At 67.0% G+C, this 22,442-nt stretch carries 20 protein-coding genes and 1 pseudogene; 9 read left to right on the top strand and 12 right to left on the bottom strand.

Going from position 1 to position 22,442, the window contains the following annotated elements:
• The first annotated feature begins 28 nt into the window (after window positions 1-28).
• From N1F91_RS08265 to N1F91_RS08245, 5 genes are all read left to right on the top strand, one after another.
• Window positions 29-1,447: a TRAP transporter large permease subunit gene (locus tag N1F91_RS08265; protein WP_289991371.1), complete on the top strand. Its 1,419-nt coding sequence runs from the start codon at window positions 29-31 to the stop codon at window positions 1,445-1,447.
• Complete coding sequence (locus tag N1F91_RS08260; RefSeq protein ID WP_289991370.1) at window positions 1,437-2,813, top strand: amidase; 1,377 nt, start codon at window positions 1,437-1,439, stop codon at window positions 2,811-2,813. The genes N1F91_RS08265 and N1F91_RS08260 overlap by 11 nt, the downstream gene beginning before the upstream one ends.
• A complete protein-coding gene (locus N1F91_RS08255; protein WP_289991369.1) occupies window positions 2,810-2,974 on the top strand; it encodes a hypothetical protein in 165 nt (54 codons plus the stop codon). Before N1F91_RS08260 ends, N1F91_RS08255 begins: the two co-directional genes overlap by 4 nt.
• A gap of 111 nt (window positions 2,975-3,085) precedes the next feature.
• The gene (locus N1F91_RS08250; protein ID WP_289991367.1) at window positions 3,086-4,309 is read left to right on the top strand and encodes an argininosuccinate synthase; all 1,224 of its coding nucleotides are present in this window, start codon (window positions 3,086-3,088) and stop codon (window positions 4,307-4,309) included.
• Between the two features lie 102 nt (window positions 4,310-4,411).
• On the top strand, window positions 4,412-5,599 hold the full coding sequence (locus N1F91_RS08245) for an MFS transporter (protein WP_289991365.1): 1,188 nt from the start codon (window positions 4,412-4,414) through the stop codon (window positions 5,597-5,599).
• Here N1F91_RS08245 and N1F91_RS08240 read toward each other — a convergent pair.
• Window positions 5,494-6,471, bottom strand: coding sequence for a LysR family transcriptional regulator (locus N1F91_RS08240; RefSeq protein ID WP_289991363.1), 978 nt, complete (start codon window positions 6,469-6,471; stop codon window positions 5,494-5,496). The genes N1F91_RS08245 and N1F91_RS08240 overlap by 106 nt on opposite strands.
• Between N1F91_RS08240 and N1F91_RS31110 the strand changes: the two are divergent.
• Window positions 6,461-6,730, top strand: a pseudogene (locus N1F91_RS31110) (hypothetical protein); the annotation flags it as partial. The gene N1F91_RS08240 and the pseudogene N1F91_RS31110 sit on opposite strands and share 11 nt — an antisense overlap.
• Window positions 6,731-6,827: 97 nt before the next feature.
• Window positions 6,828-7,535: an oxidoreductase gene (locus N1F91_RS08230; protein WP_289991358.1), complete on the top strand. Its 708-nt coding sequence runs from the start codon at window positions 6,828-6,830 to the stop codon at window positions 7,533-7,535.
• Between the two features lie 59 nt (window positions 7,536-7,594).
• On the opposite strand, the gene N1F91_RS08225 is transcribed toward N1F91_RS08230, so the two are convergent.
• The 6 genes from N1F91_RS08225 to N1F91_RS08200 all read right to left on the bottom strand — a co-directional run bounded on the left by N1F91_RS08225 (window position 7,595) and on the right by N1F91_RS08200 (window position 15,690).
• The gene (locus N1F91_RS08225) at window positions 7,595-7,753 is read right to left on the bottom strand and encodes a DUF3309 family protein (protein ID WP_289991356.1); all 159 of its coding nucleotides are present in this window, start codon (window positions 7,751-7,753) and stop codon (window positions 7,595-7,597) included.
• A 90-nt stretch (window positions 7,754-7,843) separates the two neighbouring features.
• On the bottom strand, window positions 7,844-11,020 hold the full coding sequence (locus N1F91_RS08220) for an efflux RND transporter permease subunit (RefSeq protein WP_289991354.1): 3,177 nt from the start codon (window positions 11,018-11,020) through the stop codon (window positions 7,844-7,846).
• A 16-nt stretch (window positions 11,021-11,036) separates the two neighbouring features.
• The gene (locus tag N1F91_RS08215; protein WP_289991353.1) at window positions 11,037-12,182 is read right to left on the bottom strand and encodes an efflux RND transporter periplasmic adaptor subunit; all 1,146 of its coding nucleotides are present in this window, start codon (window positions 12,180-12,182) and stop codon (window positions 11,037-11,039) included.
• Window positions 12,183-12,350: 168 nt separating this feature from the next.
• A complete protein-coding gene (locus N1F91_RS08210; protein ID WP_289991352.1) occupies window positions 12,351-12,953 on the bottom strand; it encodes a hypothetical protein in 603 nt (200 codons plus the stop codon).
• Window positions 12,950-15,226: a xanthine dehydrogenase family protein molybdopterin-binding subunit gene (locus N1F91_RS08205; RefSeq protein ID WP_289991351.1), complete on the bottom strand. Its 2,277-nt coding sequence runs from the start codon at window positions 15,224-15,226 to the stop codon at window positions 12,950-12,952. Before N1F91_RS08205 ends, N1F91_RS08210 begins: the two co-directional genes overlap by 4 nt.
• Window positions 15,227-15,228: 2 nt before the next feature.
• Entirely contained in the window at window positions 15,229-15,690 is a 462-nt protein-coding gene (locus N1F91_RS08200; protein WP_289991349.1) for a (2Fe-2S)-binding protein, read from the bottom strand.
• Window positions 15,691-15,802: 112 nt separating this feature from the next.
• On the opposite strand from N1F91_RS08200, the gene N1F91_RS08195 reads away from it, so the two are divergent.
• Window positions 15,803-16,414 (top strand): TetR/AcrR family transcriptional regulator, encoded by a 612-nt coding sequence (locus tag N1F91_RS08195; protein WP_289991347.1) that lies wholly within the window; start codon window positions 15,803-15,805, stop codon window positions 16,412-16,414.
• Window positions 16,415-16,642: 228 nt separating this feature from the next.
• Window positions 16,643-17,782, top strand: a complete 1,140-nt coding sequence (locus tag N1F91_RS08190; RefSeq protein WP_289991346.1) for an ATP-binding protein — start codon at window positions 16,643-16,645, stop codon at window positions 17,780-17,782.
• A gap of 91 nt (window positions 17,783-17,873) precedes the next feature.
• Here N1F91_RS08190 and rpsP read toward each other — a convergent pair whose 3' ends face one another.
• The 5 genes from rpsP to N1F91_RS08165 form a co-directional block, all read right to left on the bottom strand.
• Entirely contained in the window at window positions 17,874-18,263 is a 390-nt protein-coding gene (rpsP, locus tag N1F91_RS08185) for a 30S ribosomal protein S16 (protein ID WP_289991345.1), read from the bottom strand.
• A gap of 51 nt (window positions 18,264-18,314) precedes the next feature.
• Window positions 18,315-18,671: a chorismate mutase gene (locus N1F91_RS08180; RefSeq protein ID WP_289991344.1), complete on the bottom strand. Its 357-nt coding sequence runs from the start codon at window positions 18,669-18,671 to the stop codon at window positions 18,315-18,317.
• Between the two features lie 13 nt (window positions 18,672-18,684).
• Window positions 18,685-20,271 (bottom strand): signal recognition particle protein, encoded by a 1,587-nt coding sequence (gene ffh, locus N1F91_RS08175; protein ID WP_289991343.1) that lies wholly within the window; start codon window positions 20,269-20,271, stop codon window positions 18,685-18,687.
• A 285-nt stretch (window positions 20,272-20,556) separates the two neighbouring features.
• Window positions 20,557-21,342, bottom strand: coding sequence for an alpha/beta hydrolase (locus tag N1F91_RS08170; protein ID WP_289991341.1), 786 nt, complete (start codon window positions 21,340-21,342; stop codon window positions 20,557-20,559).
• 101 nt (window positions 21,343-21,443) lie between these two features.
• Window positions 21,444-22,439, bottom strand: coding sequence for a putative zinc-binding metallopeptidase (locus N1F91_RS08165; protein WP_289991340.1), 996 nt, complete (start codon window positions 22,437-22,439; stop codon window positions 21,444-21,446).
• Window positions 22,440-22,442: the final 3 nt, after the last annotated feature.

Raw genomic sequence — 22,442 nt, 5'->3', positions numbered from 1 at the left:
GGAATCATTCGCAGCGGGAGTCTCGACAGTGACCGACCCTCAAGTAGCACTGATGATGCTCGGCATCTTCATCCTGCTGGTGTTCCTCGGCTTTCCGATCGCCTTCACGCTGATGGCGCTGGGCATCTTCTTCGGCTACTACGCCTATTTCGACGCTGGCCGCATGTGGCGGAGCTTCAACCGGCTGGGTGAGGACGCTGACACCTGGACGTCCACCACCACCTGGATCGACGGCTTCTTCAACAACCGCATCTTCGACCTGTTCATCAACCAGACCTACACGGTGATGTCGAACGAGGTGCTGACGGCGGTGCCGCTGTTCCTGTTCATGGGCTACATCGTCGAGCGCGCCAACATCGTCGACCGGCTGTTCTCGACCCTCAACATCGCCTCCAAGAACGTGCCCGGCTCAATGGGCGTCGCAGCCCTCATAACCTGCGCGCTGTTTGCCACCGCCACCGGCATCGTCGGCGCGGTCGTGACGCTGATGGGCCTGCTCGCGCTGCCTGCCATGCTCAAGGCCCGCTACGAGCCGAGCTTCGCGTCGGGCATCATCTGCGCCGGCGGCACGCTCGGCATCCTCATCCCGCCCTCGATCATGCTGATCGTCTATGCCGCCTCGTCCGGCGTCTCGATCGTGCGCCTCTACGCCGGCGCGCTGCTGCCCGGCCTGGTGCTGGTCGGGCTCTACCTCGTCTACGTGGTCGGAAGGTCGATCCTGCAGCCCGGCATCGCGCCGAAGCCGACGAAGGAAGAGGTGCCGGACGTGCCGTTCCTGCAGCTCGCCTGGATGCTGTTCACGTCGTTCTTCCCCCTCGCCTTTCTCATCCTGGCGGTGCTGGGCTCGATCCTGTTCGGCCTGGCGACGCCCACCGAAGCCGCCTCCATCGGCGCGCTCGGCGGCATGGTGCTGGCGGTCGCCTACCGGGCGATGACGTTCCAGCGCCTGCGCGAATCCGTCTATCTCACGGTCCGCACCACGGCGATGGTGTGCTGGCTCTTCGTCGGCTCCTACACCTTCTCGTCCGTCTTCTCCTATCTCGGCGGCGAGCACATCATCTCGGAATTCGTCCAGAGCCTCGACCTGACGCCGCTGCAGTTCCTGCTGCTCGCCCAGCTCATCATCTTCCTGCTCGGCTGGCCGCTCGAATGGTCGGAGATCATCATCATCTTCGTGCCGATCTTCCTGCCGCTCCTGCCGCTGTTCGGCATCGACCCGCTGTTCTTCGGCATTCTCGTGGCGCTCAACCTGCAGACCAGCTTCCTGACCCCGCCGATGGCGATGTCGGCCTACTACCTCAAGGGCATCGCGCCGCCCGAAATCCAGCTGACGCAGATCTTCAAGGGCGTGCTGCCCTTCCTGTTCATGGTGTTCGTGTCGATGGCGCTGGTCTACATCTTCCCCGACCTCGTGTTCCATCTGCCCGAGGTCTTCTATGGGCGTTAGGGAAACCGCGGCAGCGCAGGCGGTGCTCGGGCTCGGCGCGCTCGAGCTCCGCGACCGGCTGGCGCGCGGGGCGCTTCGCGCCGTCGATGTGGCTCAGGCCTGCCTCGACCGCATCGCCGCGGTGGAGCCGACAGTGCAGGCCTGGGCCTGGCTCGACGGCGACCATGTGATGACGCAGGCGCGGGCGCTCGACGCGCATCGCTCGACCGGCAGGCCGATCGGGCCGCTGCACGGGCTGCCGGTCGGGATCAAGGATATCGTCGACACCGCCCGGATGCCGACGGCGAACGGCACGCCGCTCGATGGCGGGCGTGTTCCCACCGCCGACGCCTTCGTGGTGGAGCGGCTGAAGGCCGCCGGTGCCATCATCATGGGCAAGACCGTGACGACGGAACTCGCCTACCTGCAGCCGGGCAAGACCCGCAACCCGCACGACGCGGAGCGCACGCCCGGCGGCTCGTCTTCCGGCTCAGCCGCAGCAGTCGCAGCCGGCATGGTGCCCCTCGCCATCGGCACCCAGACCGGCGGCTCGGTGATCCGCCCCGCCGCCTATTGCGGGGTCGTCGGCTTCAAGCCGAGCTTCGGCGCGATCCCGCGGACGGGTGTCCTGGTGCAGTCGCCAAGCCTCGATACGATTGGTGTCTTCGCGCGCGGCGTGGAGGACGCGGCGCTCGTCGCCGAGGTGCTCTACGGCCACGATGCCGGGGATCGTGCGACGCAGCCGTCGCCGTTTCCGCGCCTGCTGGAGACTGCCCGCGCCGCGCCGCCGGTGGTGCCGACGCTCGCCTTCGTGCGCCCGCCCGGCTGGGACGCGGCCGACGCGGACACGAAGTCGGCCTTTGCGGAACTGGTCGAGGCGCTCGGCGACCGCTGCTTCGAGGCCGCCCTGCCCAATGCCTTCGACGAGGCGGCGGCGATCCGCGAGCGGATCAATCTCGCCGAAATGGCGAAGTGCTACTATGCCTACGAGCGGCGCGGGCGCGAGACGCTTTCGCCGCTGATGCAGGAGGCGCTGGACGCAGGCAAGGCCATCACGGCTCGGGACTATATCGCCGCGCTCGACTGGCCGGACATTCTGCATGCGGGGCTGGGTGAAATCCTCGAGCGCTGCGACGCCATCGTGACGCCGGCGGCACCCGGCCCGGCACCGGCGGGACTGGGCAGCACCGGCAGTTCGATCTTCAACGGGCTGTGGACGTTGTGCGGCACGCCGGCGGTCACCGTCCCGCTGCTCGCGACCGACCGCGGCCTGCCGATGGGCGTGCAACTGGTCGGCCGGCGCGGCGACGATGCGCGGCTGCTCAGGACCGCGCGGTGGCTGGCCGGATGGGCGGCTGCGGCCGAGAGCGAGGGAAGAGGCACATGATGGATCGTCTGATGGCGCTGCTGGCGCTGGTCGTGCTGGCCGGGTTTCTCGGAATTCTCGCCTGGAAGGTCCCGCGCGTGGACCTGATCGCGATCATCGGCATAACGCTGGCGCTGGCGCTGTGGGATTTCCTCGGCCATGCAAGGCGACGTTCCCGCTGAGCCGGGCTGCCGACGCTCCCCGACCTTGCCCGGCGGCGCTTTCCTGCTATTAGTTCCGGCGATTTCAACGGGCGCAAACAGGCGCCCTCATCTCGAGCGACCGGCAGACCAATGAGCAAGTGGAAAGACGTCAAGAAGGTCGTGCTCGCCTATTCGGGCGGGCTCGATACCTCCATCATCCTGAAATGGCTGCAGACCGAACTCGGCGCCGAGGTGGTGACCTTCACGGCCGACCTCGGCCAGGGCGAAGAACTGGAGCCGGCGCGCCGCAAGGCCGAGATGCTGGGCATCAAGGAGATCTTCATCGAGGACGTGCGCGAGGAGTTCGTCCGCGACTTCGTGTTTCCGATGTTCCGCGCCAATGCCGTCTACGAAGGCGTCTACCTGCTCGGCACCTCGATTGCCCGGCCGCTGATCTCCAAGCATCTCGTCGAGATCGCGGAAAAGACCGGTGCCGACGCGATCGCGCATGGTGCGACCGGCAAGGGCAACGACCAGGTTCGCTTCGAGCTTTCGGCCTACGCGCTCAACCCCGACATCAAGATCATCGCGCCCTGGCGCGACTGGACCTTCAAGAGCCGCACCGATCTGCTCGACTTCGCCGAGAAGCACCAGATTCCGGTGGCCAAGGACAAGAAGGGCGAGGCGCCATTCTCCGTCGACGCCAACCTGCTGCACTCCTCCTCGGAGGGCAAGGTGCTGGAGGATCCGTCGGTCGAGGCGCCGGAATACGTGCACATGCGCACGATCTCTCCGGAGGCCGCGCCCGACCAGGCGACGATCATCAAGGTGGGCTTCGAGCGCGGCGATGCGGTGTCGGCCAATGGCGAGCGGATGAGCCCCGCCACGCTGCTGGCCAAGCTGAATGATTACGGCCGCGACAACGGCATCGGCCGGCTCGACCTCGTCGAGAACCGCTTCGTGGGCATGAAGAGCCGCGGCGTCTACGAGACGCCGGGCGGCACGATCCTGCTCGTCGCGCACCGTGCCATCGAGAGCATCACGCTCGACCGGGGTGCAGCGCACCTGAAGGACGAACTGATGCCGCGCTATGCGGAGCTCATCTATTACGGCTTCTGGTTCTCGCCGGAACGCCAGATGCTGCAGGCGGCCATCGACCTGTCGCAGAAGGACGTCGAGGGCGAAGTGACGCTCAAGCTCTACAAGGGCAACGTCATGGTGATCGGCCGCGAGAGCTCCAAGAGCCTCTACTCCGACAAGCTCGTCACCTTCGAGGACGACCAGGGCGCCTACGACCAGAAGGACGCTGCCGGCTTCATCAAGCTCAACGCGCTCCGGCTGCGCACGCTCGCGGCGCGCAACCGCCGCGGCTGATCCGCGTTCTTCCGGGCGGCTGGACCAAGCGGTTCGGCCGCCTTTCTCTTTGCCGATGGATTAAATCGATTTAATCAAGGTCTCCGCTGGGAGAGTATGCGCATGCACGACGATCGGATGAAGCAAGCGATCCGGGGCCGCTGGGCGGTGGCGGCCGTCTTTCTCGTCAACGGTTTCCTGATCGGCAGCTGGGCGCCGCAGATTCCGGTGACGCGCGACCGGCTGGAGATCAGCGAATTCTCGCTGGGGCTGCTGATCCTCGGCTTCGGCCTCGGCGCGCTGGTGGCCATGCCGGCCTGCGGCTATCTCATCGGGCGCATCGGCTCGCGATCCACGGTCAAGCTGTTCGGCCTCGCCAGCACCTTCGGCCTGCTCGTCGTGGCGCTGGCGCCAGGCATCTGGGCGGCGGCCGCCGCGCTCGTGCTGCTCGGCGCGCTGATCGGCGGAACCGACGTGGCGATGAACGCCAATGCGGTGGAGGTGGAGAAGCAGATGCGCCGCGCCATCATGTCGTCCTCGCACGGGTTCTGGAGCGTCGGCGGCTTCATCGGCGGCGGCGCGGGGGGCGCGGTCATCCAGGCGACCGACCATCGCGTGCATGCTGCCATCGTCACGGCGATCGCGCTCGGCGCCATGCTGGTGGCGGTTCGCTTCATGGTGACGGAGCCGCGTCCGGAAGCGCAGGTCCCGCACCGCTTCGCCCTGCCGCGCAATCCGATCGTCTATCTCGTCGGGTTGATCGCGCTGTTCTCGATGATCCCGGAAGGCGCCGTCCTCGACTGGGCCGCGATCTATCTTCGCGAGGAGCGAGGATCGGACCTTGCCACCGCCGGCCTCGGCTTTGCCGCCTTTTCGGCGACGATGGCGCTGATGCGCTTCGTCGGCGACAAGGTGCGAAACCGGTTCGGCGCGGTCCGTACGCTGCGGGTCTCCAGCCTCGTCGCCGCCGCCGGCATGCTCGTCGCCGGTTTCGCCGTCGAGCCATGGATCGCCATCGCCGCCTTCGGCTTTGCCGGGCTCGGCATCGCCAACATGGTGCCGATCGCATTCTCGGCCGCCGGCAACCAGCCCGGCACCTCGTCCGGCGCGTCGCTGAGCACGGTGACGCTGATGGGCTATTCGGGCATCCTCGTGGCGCCTTCGGCGATCGGCTTCGTCGGCGAACGCTTCGGCTTCGCGCCCGTCTACGTCGCCGTCTCGGTTCTGCTGGTGGTGGTGTGCCTGATGGCGGGGCTGGCGCGGGCCGCGGAATTCGAGGCTGCCGCCGAGAGCGGGCGTCCCGCACAGTAGGACTTCAGGTATTCCATCAGGAAGTCGGCGACGCGGCGGATTCGCACGCTGGACCGAAGGTCGCGGTGCATGGCGATCCAGCATGGCAGCAGCGGTATCTGCAGCTCCGGCAGGAGAATCTCGACCTGCGGATCCCGTGCGACGATGGGCTGCTGCTGAAAGCTGATGCCGGCGCCGGCGCGTGTCGCCTCCCATATGACCGCGTGTTGGTCGCAGCGGATGTGGAAAGCGTGGCGATCGATGGCGATCCCCGCATTGCGGAATCCGTTGATGATGTCCATCGCGCGATCGAGCCCGATCACCTGGTGCTGGAGCAGCTGCGACGGATCGGCAGGGCGGCCGCGGCGGGCGATGTAGCTTTTTGCCGCGCAGACGACGATCGGGATGTCGGCCGCCTTCCGGGCGACCAGGTCGAGTTGCGACGGCTCCATCATGCGGATGGCGATGTCGGCATCGCGTCCGAGCAGGTTCTCGACGAGGTTCGACGCCACGATCTCGATCTCGATGTCGGGCTCTTCCTCGGCGAGCAGGGCGAGCATCGGCGGCAGCACGTAGATCGCGACCATCTCGCTCGCGGCTATTCGCACGGTGCCGGCGACCTCCTCCGTTGCACCGAGCGCGAGCCGGGAGAAGGCTTCGGCCTGCTCGCGCATCTCCAGGGCCCTCCCCAGCAAATCCACGCCCTGCTTGGTGAGCTTGTAGCCGTCGCGGCCACGGCGGAAGAGCGTCACATCGAGCACCTGCTCCAGTTCGGTCACATGTCGGCCGAGCGTCGGCTGGCTCGCACGCAGCTTCCTGGCTGCGGCTGACAAGCTGCCGGTCTCGGCCACTGCGGCAAAGCTGCGGATCAGGTTCCAGTCGATGTCGAGCATGTGTCATTCATCCATGAATATTCATGATGCACCCGTAGAGCATTACCATTCAAGAGCGAACAGACTACCACTCCGCGTATGCGCCCGCCGGGGAGGAGACGCCATGAAGACGATCGTGATTCTGGGAGCTGCCGGACGGATCGGTGATGCCGCGAGCCGGGCGTTCGTGGATGCGGGCTGGAGCGTCAAGGGCCTTGCCCGCGGCCGCAAGGGCGCGCAGCTCCATCTCGACGTCGAGTGGATCAAGGCCGACGCCACCGACCGCGCGGCACTCGTGGAAGCCTGTACCGGCGCCGATGTGGTTGCTCAATGCGCTCAACCCCGAATATACGGAGTGGGAACAGAAGGTGATGCCGATGGCGGAGAACGTCATCGCGGCCTGCGAAGCCACCGGCGCTACCCAGCTCCTGCCGGGAAACGTCTACAATTTCGGTCATGGTATCCGGCTCGGGATGACCGAAGACATGCCGGAAAGCCCTTCGACGTCGAAGGCGCGCGTTCGGATCGCGATGGAGGACCTGTTCAAGCGCCGTGCCGCAGCGGCGGGTGTCCAGACGCTGGTCCTGCGGGCCGGCGATTTCTATGGCGGTACCAAGCCCGGCAGCTGGCTCGATCTCTTCATCCTGGCGAAGCTGCAGAAGGACGTCTTCACCTGGCCAGGCCCGATGGATGCGCCGCACGCCTTTGCCTACCTGCCCGATCTCGCGCAGGGCTTCGTGCGTCTCGCGCAGGCAAGGCGGAGACTGCCGGCTTTCGACAGCTTCCATTTCGCCGGGCATACGCTGAGCGGGGCGCGGATGATGGCGGCAACCGAGATAGCGCTGGGACGCCGGCTGCAGCGGCGCGGGGTGCCATGGACGCTGCTGCGGGCGGGGGGGCTTTTCGTGCCGATCCTGCGGGAGGTCGCGGCGATGTCCTACCTGTGGCAGACGCCGCACTCGCTGGATGGGCGCAAGCTCGAGGCGCTGGTGGGGCCGCTTGCCACCACCGATCCGGTTGAAGCGATACGGCAGGCGGTGGCGGATCAGTCTCTCGACCGGTCGCCGGTTTCCACCGCAGCCTGAACGGACGAACTGGTGAGGATGGGCCGCCGGCCGATTGCCGGCGGCCGCGCTTCGTCGCGTCAGATGCGACCCATCAGGAGAAGGATGAGGAGGACCACGACGACCACGCCGAGAAGACCGGAGGGTCCGTAGCCCCAGCCGCGCGAGTGCGGCCATGTCGGGATCGCCCCGAGAAGAAGCAGGATCAGGATAATGATGAGAATGGTGCCGAGCGTCATGGCTTGGGCCCTCCGGGACAGCAGTGCAGATGCTGCCCGGAAATGCGCCAGTAACCTGTAGGTTCCATTTGCGGCATGCGCCGCGCGGAATTACTCCGCAGCCTTGGGGAAGCTCGCCCGGCCATCGATACCCGTCGGTTCGTCGGCGCCGACGGCAGGCGTGTCGGCTGCAGGTCTGCGCCGCCACGGGAAGATCCGGTTGAGCCTGGCCGAAAGCCGCGAATCATTGCTCCGGGTGACGATCATCAGCAGCGATGGCGTCACGACGAGCGTCAGCACCGTGGAGAAGGCGAGGCCGTAGACGATGGCGCTCGAGAGGGTGATCCACCACTGGGTAGACGGCGCCCCGTAGGTCGTCTCGTGGTTCATGATCTCCAGATTGAGGCCGAAGGCGATCGGAAGCACGCCGAGAATGGCGGTCACCGCGGTCAGCACGACGGGACGGGCGCGTTCGCGGCAGGTCTGCAGCACCGCTTCGAGCTTGTCCATGCCGGACTGGCGCAGCACGTCGTAGGTTTCGATCAGCACGATGTTGTTGTTCACCACGACGCCTGCCAGCGCGATGATGCCGATGCCGGTCATGACCACGCCGAAGGGCTGGCCCATGATCATGAGGCCGAGGAACACGCCGATGGTCGACATGACCACCGCCGAGAGCACCAGCGCCACCGACATGAAGCTGTTCAGAAGCGCGAGCAGCACGACGAAGATCAGGAAGATCGCGGCGCCGAAGGCCTTGGACAGGAATACCATCGCTGCCTGCTGTTCCTCGTCCTCGCCAGCCAGTCTCCAGCGGACACCCCGTTCCTCCAGGTTCATGTCCGCGAGGCTGGCCGTCACCTGCTCGCGGACCGGGTTGGCCTGCACGCCCTCGCGAATGCCGGCGGCGACGATGACCGTACGGACGCCGTCGATGCGGGTGAGCGTCCCGGTGCGTGGCGCAGGATTTCGTTCGACGAAGTTCGAGATCGGGACGGCGCCGAGCACCGTCTGGACGCGGAGCTGGTCGAGTTCCGACAGCGTGCGCCGGTCCTCCGGAAGCCGCAGGCGGATGTCGACCGCATCGTCAGACCCGGCCGGCCGATACTCGGTGAGCTTCAACCCGGTCGTCACCAGCTGGACGACGGTGCCGACGGAGCCGGGCCCGATCCCGTATTGTGCCGCCTTGGTGCGGTTGACGTCGAGCTCCCAGTCGATGCCGGGCGGCGGCAGGCCGTCCGATACGTCGATGACGTCCGGCACCGTCTGCAGCATGGCGGCTGCCTCCTCTGCGGCCTCGTCGAGCCCTGCCGGGTCGACCGCGGAGAGACGGATCTGGATGGCCTTTCCGGTCGGCGGGCCGCTTTCGGGGACGGAAACTGCCACGTCTGCGCCGGGAATGCCGGTCATGGCCACCCGCAGGTCGTCCAGGATCGCACTCGCCGGCTTGCGCTCGCGCCAGTCGACGAACTCGTACTGGATGACGCCGACCACGTCCTCGTCGATCTGCGCGCCGCCGCCCTGGGTCTGGCCGACGCGCGTGTAGACCGTTTCGATGCCCGGCCAACCGAGGATGCGGTTTTCCGCCTGGCGGACGATCGCATCCTGCTCGGCGAGCGAGAGGTTGCCGCGGGCGTGGACGTAGAGCAGGCCGTATTCCGGCTCGACATTGGGAAAGAACTCGACGCCCTTGCCGAACTGGACATAGGCCGCCGGGACGGCGACGAGCGCCGCCAGCGTCGCGAAGGTGACGATGAAGGGATGGCGCACGGCGCGGCGCACGAAGCGCATGTACCAGCCGTCCCTGTGCTCCGCCTCCACCGTCGGCTTGGCGATCAGCGCGCCGAGGGCCGGCGTGAACAGAAGCGCGTAGATCAGCGACGACGACAGCGTCACGATCAGCGTGATCGGCATGTACTTCATGAACTCGCCGACGATGCCGGGCCAGAACAGCAGCGGCGAGAAGGCTGCGACGCGGGTGGCCGTGGCGGCGATGACCGGGCCGGCCATGCGCCGGGCAGCGAGCGCGAAGGCCTCGCGCTTGTCCATCCCCTCGGACATGCGGCGCTCGGCGAATTCGGTGACGATGATGGCGTCGTCGACCAGCATTCCCACGGCCAGGATGAGCGCGAACAGGACGACGATGTTGACCGTGTAGCCGGCGAGCGACAGCCACAGGATGCCCATCAGGAAGGAGGCGGGAATGGCCATGCCGATCAGCATGGAAGCGCGGCCGGACAGCGAATAGAGGATGACCACGAAGACCAGGATCACCGCGGTGAGAACGCTGTTCTCGAGGTCGCCCAGGAGCTGGCGGATGACGGTGGACTTGTCCTGGCTGAAGGCGACGGACGCGCCCTCCGGCAGGAGGCGCTGGAATTCCGACGCGGCCGCCTTCACGGCGTCGACCGTCTCGACCAGATTGGCACCGGTGCGCTTCGACACCTCGATGGCGATGGCGGGCTTGCCGTCGAGGCGCGTGATCGTCACCGGGTCCTTGAAGGTCGAGCGGATGGTGGCCAGATCGCGCGCGCGCACCACCGCGTCGCCGCTGGCGACGATCGGCAGGTTGGCCACGTCCTCGACCGTCTCGATCAGGGCAGGGATCTTGACGGCGTAGCGGCCTTCCTCGCCCTGCAGCTGCCCGGCCGCGACCAGTGAATTGTTGGCCGCGACCGCACCGACCAGCTGGTCGAGCCGCAGGTCGTAGGAGGAGAGCTTGACCGGATCGATGATGACCTCGACCAGATCGTCGCGCGCGCCCTGGAGCGCGGCGTCGAGCACGCCCGGCACCTCCTCGATGCGGTCGCGCAGGGCGCGGGCGGCGCTCGTCAGGGCGCGCTCCGGCACGTCGCCGGCCAGCGTCACGACCAGGACCGGGAATTCCGAGATGTTGACTTCGTTGACGCTCGGCTCGTCGACGCCCTGCGGCAGGTCCTGCTTGGCGTCCGACACCTTGTTGCGGACGTCCTCCAGCGCCTTGTCGAGATCGGCGCCGGCCTGGAACTCGACGATGACGTTGCCGCCGCCCTGGTAGGCAGTGGAGCGCATCTCCTTGACGCCGGTGATCGACTTCAGCCGCGTCTCGACCGGCCGCAGCAGCAGACGCTCCGAATCCTCCGGCGAAATGCCCTGGTAGGAGAGGCTGACATAGATGATCGGGATCTGGACGTCCGGCTCGGCTTCCTTGGGGATGCCGCGATAGGCGAGCGTTCCCGCTATCAGGAAGAACAGCAGGATCGATATCGTCAGCCGCGCATGGCGAATGGAATACTCGACAAGACCCATGGTCAGCACACGTCCGTCAATTGGTCGTTCCCATGGCCTCGCCGACCAATCGGCGAACCGTTTCGGCATCCGCCTCGACCGGATTGACCGTGTCGCCCTCGGTGACGAGATCCTGTCCGGCGACGATGATGCGGGCGTCCCTCGGGACGCCGCCGAGCACCAGCCCGTTCGGCGTGTCGTCGATCAGGTCGATCGGCACGAAACCGACCTTGTTGTCCGGGCCGACGATGCGGATGCCCAGATCGCCCGCCTGCGAGAGGGTCACCACCGAGCGCGGCAGAAAGACCGCGTCGACGGGATCCGACCGCAAGGTGATCTCGGTGGTCATGCCGGCCGGGATCGAACGATCCTGATTGGGGATGGACACCTCGATGCCGAAGGTCCGCGTCTGGGCGGACGCGTCACGGCTCACATACCGCAGCGTGCCCTGCACCGTAGTGCCGTTGACGAGCCGCACGTCGGCTGCCTCGCCCAGCTTGAGATCGTCGAGGTCCTGCTCGTTCACTTCCCCGATCGCCAGGATGGGGTCCAGGTCGAGGACGGTGGCGACTTCCGCGCCCTGCGCGATCGCGCTGCCCTCTTCGACCGAGATGCGGTCGACGAGGCCGTCGAACGGCGCGCGCAGGACGTATTTCTCGAGCTCGGCATTGGCGGAATCGAGCTGTGCCTGCGCGGTTGCGAGGGCGGCGCGGGCGCTGTCGAGCTGCAGCCGCGCGACGTTGCCGGTCGTGGCGAGCCGCTCGGCCGCGTCGAGCTCGGCCTGGCGCTGCGACAGGACGGCCGTTGCCATCTCGACCGCCGATCGCTTGTCCTCGCTGTCCAGGCGCATGATGATGTCGCCTGCCGATACCATCGTTCCCTGGCGGGCGGGCAGTTCGGCGATGATGCCTGCCGTGCGGGCGGCGAGGGCCGAGCGGCGGTTGGCCTCGGTGGTGCCGGAGATGCGGATGGCGCGGGCATGCGCGCGGCGCGGCGGCGTGACGACGCCGACGGTGCGAACGATGCGCTGTGCCGCTTCGGGGGCGGCAGCCCCTCCTGCTGCAGGCGGCGGGTTCTCGGACTGGGCGCTCCCCACGGACGAGAATTCCCCGGTCAGGATCCAGGCGGTCGATGCACCCAGAACGACGAGCGCCGCCAGTTTGTGAAAACGTACTTTCGGCATGTCCTGTTCCTGCGCGACTCGCGCCCCGGGGCGTCTTCTCGATAGATCCGCCGCCCTCATGTGGGGCAGGTGGCAGTCGCGTTCAATCCGCAACCGGCGCGGTCACTTTCGTGGCGCTGTGTACTCCAAAGCCGAAGCGCGAAACAGTCAGTTTTCTTGATCGAATACTCACTCGGCCGGACAGGGTGCTCCGGCGGCATTCCATCGTTCGAGTGCAGCGAAGGTTTCCTCGGCTGATCGGGGGGCGGGTTCGCGCCCCGGACCCGGCGCCCAGCCCCAGCCGACGAGGGCATCGTCGCGCACATGCTCGGCCACCTCAGAAATCGTCCGGCCGCCATTCCGCCCGGGGTCCTTGATCTGGGCGCAGATCTCGGGCGAGCTCTTGCCGAACCAGACCATCTCGACCGGGGCCAGATGCCATCCGGGTGCGCCGGGCGGACCGTGCAGAACGTTGGAATTGCTGTCGAAATGGCAGGTCGTGCAGCGCAGGCCGGGATTCCCGAAGCCCGATCCATCGGCGCCGCGCATCACGTTGAAAGCGTGGATGCGGGTCTCGCCGTAGTGGGCGCCCGACCAGCGGGGATGGTCGTCCTCGACGTGGCAGTTGGCGCAGCGCGGATGGGAGAAGACCGCGTAGACGTCCTGCCAGGCGGCAAGGCCGGCCGCCGGATCGACGGCCGGTGCCTCGGTGGACGGCGCCGCCGCTTCCTGGGCGCCGGCGACGCCGCCAAGCAGCATGGCAGTGACTGTCAGCAATATCGCGCGCCTCATGCGAAGGAGACCTCCTTCGACAATGGCAACGTGCGGATGCGCTTGCCGGTCAGCGCGAAGACGGCGTTGGCGAGGGCCGGCAGGGCGGGCGGCGTGCCGATCTCGCCGGCGCCGCCCATCTTGTGGAAGTTTTCCAGGATCGCCACCTCGAATGCCGGGCACTGGTGCATGCGCATGGCGTCGTGGTCGTGGAAGTTGGACTGCTCGACCATGCCATCGGCGAAGGTGATCTCCTGGCCCATGGCGGCGGAGAGGCCGTAAATGGCGCCGGAGACGAGCTGCGCTTCGAGAATGCCGGGGTCGAGCGCCGTGCCGACGTCGGCCGCGATCCAGACCTTGTCGATGCGGAGGCCGGCGTCGGATTGCGAGACCTGCACCACCTCGCCCACCCAGGAGCCGAAGGACAGGGTGAAGGCGAAGCCCTTCGCCGTGCCGTCGGCGAGAGGCGAGCCCCAATCCGACATGGTTGCCACCTTGTCGACCACGGCCAGCGCTGCCGGATAATCCTTCATCAGGCGGCGGCGCAGTTCGACCGGATCGGTGCCGCCGCGTTCGGCGATCTCGTCCATGAAGCACTCGTGGAAGAAGCCGTTGAACGAGTTGCCGACGGCGCGCCAGAAGCCGACGGGAACGCCCAGATCAGCCTCGATGCCGGTCACGCGGTAGTGCGGGATCGTGTAGGGCTGGTTGCAGGCGCCGTCGACGATCGACTTGTCGGGACCCATCGGCGAGATCGACGGGAACGTCCGGCGCAGGATGCCGGCGACGACCGAGGGCGAGGCGATGCGCATCTCCACTGCCTCGGGCGATCCGTCGGACCCCAGGCGGGCGCGGAAACGGCCGGCCGCCGCCGGGCGGTATGTGTCGTGGCGGGTGTCCTCCTCGCGCGTCCAGGTGACCTTGACCGGACGGCCGCCCGCTTCCCGGGCCAATGCGGTCGCATACATGGAAAAATCCATCTCGCCGCGCCGGCCGAAGCCGCCGCCGAGCGAGGTGGTGTGGACGTTGACCTTGTCGGTCTCGATCCCGGCGACATCGGCGCAGAGCTGACGCGTCATCGTGGGAAACTGGTTCGGCGACCAGACGTCGAGCACCCCGTCCCTGAGGCGGGCCGTGGCGGTCATCGGCTCCATGCACATGTGGGCGAGGAACGGCACCTCGTATTCGGCTTCGACCAGCCGCTCGCCCGGCGCATCGGCGAAGGCGGTGTCGACGTCGCCTTCGTCGCGCGCCGAGTTTCCTCCTGGGCTGGCGAGCGCCTCTTTCAGGCGCGCCGTCATGCCGGCGCTGTCGGCCGGATATCCGGCCGTACCCCACTCGACCTCGATCGCCTCGGCGGCCCGGAAGGCAGCCCAGGTGTTGTCCGCGATGACGCCGAAACCGCTGCCATAGGTCGTGTCGATCGGCACCACCTTGACCACGCCCGGCATCGCCTGCGCCTTCGACAGGTCGGCGCGCGTGGCCTTCTGCCAGAAACGCGGGCTCATGCGCACCGTGCCGAACAGCATGTCGGGCTGCACGACATCGACGCCGAAGATGGGCGCGCCCGTCACCTTGTCCCGCATGTCGACGCGGTTCTGCGACTTGCCGAGGATCCTCCAGTCAGCCCGTTGCTTGAGCACGACCTCAGACGGCGGGTCGAGTTCGGCGGCCGCTGCGGCGACATCGCCATAGCCGACGGAGCGTCCCGAGGCGGCATGGGTGATGCGGCCGTCGCCGGTCGCCAGGTCGCGTGCGGCGACGCCGAGCGAGGTGGCCGCGGCGGCGACCAGCATCTGGCGGGCCGCGGCCCCGGCCTGGCGCATCCGGTCGAAGCCGTCGCGCGTCGAGGACGAGCCGCCCGTACCCTGCAGACCGAGCACCTTGCCGACGCCGCCCATGGCACCGCGCACCGTCTCGGCCATGATGCTCTCGTCCCAGAAGGGGAACGGCCCGCCCTCGGCCAGCATCTCGGAATTGTAGTAGGCATAGGAGGCCGGCCCGTGCTCGACGGTGACCGCTTCGAGCGGCACGTCGAGTTCCTCCGCCACCAGTGCCGCCAGGGTGGTCGAAATGCCCTGGCCCATCTCGGCGCGGGGCGCGATGACCGTGATGGCGCCGTCCCCTGCGATCTTCACATAGGGATTGAAGGTGGCCTCGCCCTCCGCCAGTTCGTCCTCAAGCGGGTTCGGATAGGGGCGCCGGTAGAGGTAGTAGCCGACGGCGATGCCGCCGGTGATGGCGGTCGCGCCGATCAGGAAGGCGCGGCGGGTGATCTTGCCGATGCTCGCCATGATCAGGCCCTCGCCAGCTTGGTTGCGGCGGCGCGCTTTATCGCAGCGCGGATCCGGGGATAGGTGCCGCAGCGGCAGAGATTGCCCGACATGGCATTGTCGATGTCCTCGTCGGTCGGGTTCTCGATCTCGTCGAGCAGCGCGGTCGCGCTCATGATCTGGCCGGCCTGGCAATAGCCGCACTGGGCGACCTGCTCGTCGAGCCAGGCCTGCTGCACGACCGACAGGGTCCCATCCCTCGCGAGGCCCTCGATCGTCACGATCTCGCCTTCCACGCCGCCGATCGGCAGGACGCAGGAGCGGACGGGCGATCCGTCGATCAGGACCGTGCAGGCGCCGCAGGCGGCAATGCCACAACCGAACTTCGGGCCGAGGATGCCCGCAAGATCGCGCAGGGCCCAGAGCAGCGGCATGTCGGGGTCGGCATCGATCTCGATCTGTTTGCCGTCGACTGTCAGGCGCATGAGGGATACCCTTCGTTGTCGTCTCTTGCGTCGCCGGACCATGGCCGACGTCGAGACATATTGACAAATTTCGTCATTTTGTCAATGAGGGTCTGGAAGTTCAGGAATCGTAATGGACAGCAGTGCCGCCCGGTCCGACGCGGACAATCGTGAAGCCGACAAGCGCGCCCGCATTATCGAAGGCGCGGTCAAGGCTTTCCTGGCCTGCGGCTACCAGCGCACGACCATGGACGACATCGCGCGCGCGGCCGAGATGTCGCGGCCGTCGCTCTATCTCCAGTTCCGCAACAAGGCCGACATCTATCGTGCGATCGCGATCGATCTTGTCGACTGGTCTTCCGGCACCGTTCAGCACGTGATGGACGGAGGCGGGCCGCTGGCGGACCGGCTCCGCGATGCACTGGATGCGGGCGTATTTGCGCTGCACGATCGGTTCGGGGATTCGCCGCATGCCGCCGCCATGCTCGACATGAAGAGCAGCCTCGCAGGCGACCTGATCGCCGAGTGGAAATCGCGCCTGTGCCGGTCGTTCACCGCCGCCATCGCCGAGGAGGCGGACGCCAGGCTCGTCGATCTCTCCGCGCGCGACCTGTCACCCGAGATTCTCGCCTCGCTGCTGCTCGATGGGATCGAGGGCATCAAGATGCGTATCGCCGATCCAGGGGAGCAGCGGCGCGCAGCGCGCGGACTGGTCAGCGTCGTGGCGCTGGCGGTGGAGGGGTAGGGCTCATGACGCATGGCATGCTCTGTCAGACATGGCGGCACCGGCATGATCGAGTTCGGGGTTCCGAACAAATCATGAACGCTTGATAAACTATCCTAAACTCCGTAAGGATGACCTCCGGCTTTCCTCGATAAGGTACCCTAAACTCGATAAACTCCCCCGTCTTGGATGTCTCCTATGGATCCAGCCTTAAACCCCTATGTCCCAGGCGCGGGCACGAGACCTCCGGTGATCGCCGGGCGTGACGATTTGGTCACTACGGCGACCTTGGCGCTGCGACGCGCGCGAGGGGGGCTTCACGGAAAGAGCTTTATCGCAGTGGGGCTGCGCGGGGTCGGAAAGACGGTCGTTCTGAACAAGGTGCAAGAGCTTGCGGAAGATGACAAGTACCACGTGATCTTCGTGGAGGCTCACGACGACGCATCGCTCCCGAAGCTCCTGATTCCGCAGTTGCGGACAGCGTTGCTGCGCATGTCGAGTTCGGCTGCCGCGAGAGAGTTGGCGCATCGCGGCCTTCGTGTTCTTCGAAGCTTCGCCAAATCGCTCAATGTAAAGGTTGGAGACATAGAAGTAGGTCTCGATTTCGGCGAGGAAATCGGTCTTGCCGATAGCGGGGATATCACGAACGACCTGCCGGAACTCCTGCAGGTCGTGGGACAAGCGGCCAAGGCGCGGGGTACGGCATTGGCCATCATGATCGACGAGTTGCAGTATCTATCCGCGACGGAGCTGAGCGCGCTCGTCATGGCAGTCCATCGGGTGAGCCAGCGCGGACTTCCTATCGTCGTGCTTGGGGCGGGCTTGCCGCAGCTTCTGGCCAAGATGGGAGACTCCAAATCTTACGCAGAAAGGCTCTTTGATTTCCCCAGAGTCGAAGCGCTGAGCGATGCGGACGCGACCACGGCCATTACAGAGCCGGCTCGCAGACAAGGTGTCTTGTTCACGGAGGGCGCAGTCAACGAGATCATCAGAGTTACGAAGGGATATCCCTACTTCCTGCAGGAGTGGGGCTTTGTATCCTGGAACATCGCCAGGGGAGATCAGATCACGCAGGATGATGTCGAGCGGGCGAGGCCCGAGGCGATCCGAAGGCTCGACGAGAGCTTCTTCCGCATGCGACTGGAGCGAATGACTCCCACGGAACGGAAGTACATCGCGGCGATGGCGTCTCTCGGTCCCGGTCCTCACCTCTCAGGTGACATCGCGAAGGCCTATGGCGCGAAGGTGTCGACCGTTGCACCGCTCCGATCAAGCCTGATTGCGAAGGGCATGATCTGGAGCCCCGCTTACGGCAGTACGGACTTCACCGTGCCGCTTTTCGACGACTTCATCCGGCGCGAGTTTCCATCCCGTCAAGCATTCGACTAGCCGACAATTTCCTTGTCTACCTCGGCCCCCAAACGAAGAACGGCGGGCCGAGGCCCGCCGTCCAAACGTCAGAGCGTCACGCAACCGTGTCTCAGGAAGCGGCTTCCTCGGAGGAGGCGCGCTCGGCGGCCATCTTGGCGGCGAGCGCCTCTTCGGTCTTCTTCAGCATGGCGGCACGCTCCTGGGCCTTCTTGCCCGGCTCGGCCTTCTTCGGGTTCGAGCGGGCCGGGCGCTTGACGATGCCGGCCTCGTCGAGGAAGCGCAGCACGCGATCGGTCGGCTGGGCACCATGCGACATCCAGTGCTGGACGCGCTCGACGTCGATCTTCACCCGCTCGCCGTCCTTCGGGACCATCGGGTTCCAGGCGCCGATCGCCTCGATGAAGCGGCCGTCGCGCGGCGAACGGGCGTCGGCGACGACGACGTGGTAGTAGGGGCGCTTCTTGGAGCCCGCGCGGGCCAGTCTGATCTTCAGCGACATTGTTGGTTCTCCTGATGTCTTGCTAGGGTTGGGGGCCTTCCGGCCTGATGGTCACGCGCCCGCCGGGGCGCTTTCCTGGTCGCTCGCGGCCGAGGCAGCGGCGATCATCTCGTGGTGGCGGATCACTTCCTTGACGATGAAGGCGAGGAACTTCTCCGCGAAATCGGGGTCGAGCTGGGCATCCTTCGCGAGCCTGCGCAGGCGCTCGATCTGCTGCTGCTCGCGGCTCGGGTCTGCCGGCGGCAGGCCGTGCTCGGCCTTCAGCACGCCGACCGCCTTGGTGCAGCGGAAGCGCTCGGCCAGCATGTGGATCAGCGCCGCGTCGATGTTGTCGATCGAGGCGCGGTAGCCGGCGAGGACCTCGCGGGCGCGGGCAGTCGTATCATCCGTGTCGTCTGCGTGGCTCAAGCGTTCCTCCCGCTCACTTCTTCTTCGGCAGGCCGGGGAAGCCACCGCCGCCCAGACCGGGCAGGCGAGGCCCGCCGGGAAGGCCCGGAAGCCCGCCGCCGCCGAGGCCGGGCAGACCCTTCGGCATGCCGCCGCCGAGACCGGCGGCTTCCGCCTGCTTCTTCAACTGCTCGAGCTGTTTTGGATTCATCTTCGACAGGTCCGGCATCCCCCCCATCGGGCCGCCGCCCATCATGCCGCCGAGGCCCATCTTCTGCGCCATGCCGCCCATGAGGCCGCGCATCATGCCGCCGCCCTTGCCCTTGCCGCCCATGGCCTTCATCATGTCCGCCATCTGGCGGTGCATCTTGAGAAGCTTGTTGATCTCGGCGGCGTCTGTGCCCGAGCCGGCCGCGATGCGCTTCTTGCGTGAATGCTTGAGGATATCCGGGTTGGCGCGCTCGGCCTTGGTCATCGACGAGATGATGGCGAGCTGGCGCCCGAACATCTTGTCGTCGAGGCCGGCCGAGGCCATCTGGTCCTTCATCTTGCCCATGCCGGGCATCATGCCCATGATGCCGCCCATGCCGCCCATGGACTGCATCTGGCGCAGCTGGTCGGCGAGGTCGTTCAGGTCGAACTTGCCGGACTGCATCTTCCTGGCCATCGCCGCCGCCTTCTCGGCGTCGATGTTTTCGGCGGCCTTCTCGACGAGCGAGACGATGTCGCCCATGCCGAGAATGCGGTCGGCGATGCGCTTGGGGTGGAACTCCTCCAGCGCGTCCATCTTCTCGCCGACGCCGATCAGCTTGACCGGCTTGCCGGTGACGGCGCGCATCGACAGCGCCGCGCCGCCGCGGCCGTCGCCGTCCATGCGGGTGAGCACGAGGCCGGTGATGCCGACGCGTTCGTCGAAGTTGCGGGCGAGGTTGACGGCGTCCTGACCGGTCAGCGCATCGGCGACCAGCAGGATCTCGTGCGGCGACGACACCTTGCGGATGTCTGCCATCTCGACCATCAGCGGCTCGTCGATATGCGTGCGCCCGGCCGTGTCGAGGATGACGACGTCGTGGCCGCCGAGCTTGCCGGCCTGGACCGCGCGCCTGGCGATGTCGACCGGCGACTGGCCGGCGATGATCGGCAGGGTCGCGACCTTCACCTGTTCGCCCAGCTGGCGCAGCTGTTCCTGCGCGGCCGGGCGGCGCGTGTCGAGCGAGGCCATCAGGACCTTCTTGCCCTGGCGCTCGGTCAGACGTTTCGCGATCTTGCCCGTCGTGGTGGTCTTGCCCGAGCCCTGCAGGCCGACCATCATGATGACGACCGGTGCCGGCGCGTTGAGGTCGATCGCCTTGCCCTCGTCGCCGAGCATGGAGACGAGCTCGTCATGGACGATCTTGACGACCATCTGGCCGGGCTTGATCGACTTCACGACCGCGGCGCCGACAGCCTTCTCGCGCACCTTCTCGACGAAGGAACGCACGACCTCGAGCGCCACGTCGGCCTCGATCAGCGCGCGGCGAACCTCGCGGAGCGCCGCCGAGACATCGGCCTCCGACAGCGCGCCGCGGCCGGTCAGGCCGTTCAGGATGGAGCCAAGGCGCTCCTGGAGGGATTCGAACATCCGGTTTCCTTCGTCTCTTGCATCGGCGTGACGCCAGAGAGGTAATGCGTCCGTGCGGCGGATGAAACCTGCAGCAAAAGCCAAAAAGCACCCGGGGGCGCATGGCGCTGCCGGGTGTTGGCCTCCGGGATCGATTTACACCACTAGGGGGTCCCGGTCGGCTGCTCGGAGTCATCAACTCGTCGCGGATTTGCGTGGCTTAAGACAGGAAAACCGAGCGGGAGTCAAGATCACGGCGTTTTCGGCTTCGGCGGAGGGCTTCGGGTTTCGAAGGCCAGGCGCCGTTCACTTCGCCGGGGGCGCCGCCAGCCACTCGGCCACGATCCGCGCATCCTCGTCGCCGATCATGTGATCGGAGGAAATGGACCGCGAGTCCACCACGGCTCCGCAGCTTTCGAGCAATTGCTCCAGCGCCGGGGCGAAGGGTGCGTAGGTGCGGTCCGACGCGCCGGCGATCATGAGCAGGCTGGCGCCGGCGAGCGGCGGCGTCGGCGGCTGGTCGAGCACGGACATCGGGCGCAGCAGCGCCGCCTTGCGGACGAGGCCCGGATGCAGCAGCGCCGTGGCGGCGATCAGATTGGCGCCATTGGAGTAGCCGAGGAAGACGGTCCGGTCGAGGTCGATGCCGAGTTCGAGCGCGGTGCGGCCGAGGAAACGTGCGAAAGCCTCGGATTCGACGCAAACGTCGTGCTGGTCGAAGGTTACGGGCGTCAGGCGCCTGTACCAGCGCCTGCGGCCGTCCTGCGTCACGCGGCCACGAATGCCGAGCAACGTCGCATGCGGCGCGATGCGGGTGGCAAGCCGGACGAGACTGGTCTCGTCGCCGCCCGAGCCGTGCAGCAGCACCATGGTGCGGCCGTCGGGCCGTTCCGGCCGGACGATCTCGAAGGCGAAGTCGGCAGACTTTGCCAGCGATACGGTCGCGTCGCCGCGCGCGGCGTCCGGCGGAGCCAGCATCGCCGTCTCGACGACAGGCGCAAAAGCGTCATCTCGCGGATGCGCGACCAGCGGCGCCGTGGTGCCGGCCAGGATCGAAAGCGCCAGAAGCGCCCGCCGCAAATGTCCTGTCATGGGCCTCGCCCGACGATGGATCGTGAGCGGAGCCTTTCAGTCCTCGCTGCCCGGCACAAGGACCGGACTGCAACAGTGCCACCACATTCGTCCGGACGGCGTCAGCGCTGCCGCTCCAGCAGCAGGCGGACATAGTCCAGCTTGCGCGCGACGGCGGACGCGATCACGAAGGGATAGAGGTCGGAGACGCCCATGCAGCGGTTGATGCCGTTGACGACCTCCGTCAGCGCCAGCCAGCGCAGCAGGATCGCGTCGATTTCGTCGTCCGATGCGAGGCCGGCGGCATTTGCGGCCGCATCGATGCGATCGATGGGTATGGCAAAGGCGTCCGCCATCTCCAGCGTATCGGTGATGTGGAGATAGTGTGCCCAGGTCTCGGCCCAGTCTTCCCACGGATGGCTCGCCGCATAGGGGGTGACATGGCTGTCCTGCCATCCTGCGGAAGGACCTTCTTCGTAGTGGAGCCGCAGCGCCTCGGCGTAGTCCTCGCGGTCGTCGCCGAACAGGGCGCGAAATGCCTCCAGTTCGGCGGGGTCGTCGCGGATCAGCCGTTCCCAGTAATAGTGGCCCACCTCGTGGCGGAAATGGCCGAGTAGCGTGCGATAGCGCTCGCCCATGGCCAGCCGCATGCGCTCGCGCTCCGCGGGATCGGCCTCGATCACGTTGAGGGTGATCAGCCCGCCATCATGGCCGGTCAGCACGCGCTCGCCGGGCAGGTCGGCCAGAAACTCGAAGGCGAGGCCCTCGGCGTCACCGGGACCGGATTTCGGATGCACGTCCAGCCCGAAGCCGAGGAGGGCGTAGACCAGCCTTCGCTTGGCGCGCTCGATCCTGGCCCAGCGATCGCGGTTGCCGTCGACCGCGAGGTCCGGGATGGTGCGGTTGAGCGCGCAGGCGCGGCAGTAGCCGTCGTGTTCCGGCGCAGCGATCCAGTTGCAGCCGCATTCGGTCGCATTGCGGCACCCGTCCGCTTCGACACCGACAGCGACGAAACGGGACTCCTCGGGCGCGAGCGCGACGTCGGTGCCGCAGGCGAGGCAACGGTCGTTCTCGAAATAGAGGCGGCCGCCACAGGCCGGGCAGGAGAAGAGTTTCATCGC

This window comes from Aquibium sp. ELW1220 (genome assembly GCF_030398385.1).
In the GTDB taxonomy this organism is placed as follows: Bacteria; Pseudomonadota; Alphaproteobacteria; order Rhizobiales; family Rhizobiaceae; genus Aquibium.
Note: the sequence above shows the minus strand (reverse complement) of the source record. Positions and strands in the feature narration are given on the sequence as shown.

Bases quoted from the DNA above. Each gene is read 5' to 3' on its own strand.
- N1F91_RS08210 (WP_289991352.1), bottom strand. From the start codon at position 12,953: ATGAGGCGCGCGATATTGCTGACAGTCACTGCCATGCTGCTTGGCGGC.
- rpsP (WP_289991345.1), bottom strand. From the start codon at position 18,263: ATGTCGCTGAAGATCAGACTGGCCCGCGCGGGCTCCAAGAAGCGCCCC.
- N1F91_RS08215 (WP_289991353.1), bottom strand. From the start codon at position 12,182: ATGCCGAAAGTACGTTTTCACAAACTGGCGGCGCTCGTCGTTCTGGGT.
- N1F91_RS08260 (WP_289991370.1), top strand. From the start codon at position 1,437: ATGGGCGTTAGGGAAACCGCGGCAGCGCAGGCGGTGCTCGGGCTCGGC.
- N1F91_RS08200 (WP_289991349.1), bottom strand. From the start codon at position 15,690: ATGCGCCTGACAGTCGACGGCAAACAGATCGAGATCGATGCCGACCCC.
- N1F91_RS08225 (WP_289991356.1), bottom strand. From the start codon at position 7,753: ATGACGCTCGGCACCATTCTCATCATTATCCTGATCCTGCTTCTTCTC.
- N1F91_RS08205 (WP_289991351.1), bottom strand. From the start codon at position 15,226: ATGGCGAGCATCGGCAAGATCACCCGCCGCGCCTTCCTGATCGGCGCG.
- N1F91_RS08230 (WP_289991358.1), top strand. From the start codon at position 6,828: ATGGCGGAGAACGTCATCGCGGCCTGCGAAGCCACCGGCGCTACCCAG.
- N1F91_RS08165 (WP_289991340.1), bottom strand. From the start codon at position 22,439: ATGAAACTCTTCTCCTGCCCGGCCTGTGGCGGCCGCCTCTATTTCGAG.
- N1F91_RS08195 (WP_289991347.1), top strand. From the start codon at position 15,803: ATGGACAGCAGTGCCGCCCGGTCCGACGCGGACAATCGTGAAGCCGAC.
- N1F91_RS08245 (WP_289991365.1), top strand. From the start codon at position 4,412: ATGCACGACGATCGGATGAAGCAAGCGATCCGGGGCCGCTGGGCGGTG.
- ffh (WP_289991343.1), bottom strand. From the start codon at position 20,271: ATGTTCGAATCCCTCCAGGAGCGCCTTGGCTCCATCCTGAACGGCCTG.
- N1F91_RS08220 (WP_289991354.1), bottom strand. From the start codon at position 11,020: ATGGGTCTTGTCGAGTATTCCATTCGCCATGCGCGGCTGACGATATCG.
- N1F91_RS08255 (WP_289991369.1), top strand. From the start codon at position 2,810: ATGATGGATCGTCTGATGGCGCTGCTGGCGCTGGTCGTGCTGGCCGGG.
- N1F91_RS08250 (WP_289991367.1), top strand. From the start codon at position 3,086: ATGAGCAAGTGGAAAGACGTCAAGAAGGTCGTGCTCGCCTATTCGGGC.
- N1F91_RS08240 (WP_289991363.1), bottom strand. From the start codon at position 6,471: ATGCTCGACATCGACTGGAACCTGATCCGCAGCTTTGCCGCAGTGGCC.
- N1F91_RS08170 (WP_289991341.1), bottom strand. From the start codon at position 21,342: ATGACAGGACATTTGCGGCGGGCGCTTCTGGCGCTTTCGATCCTGGCC.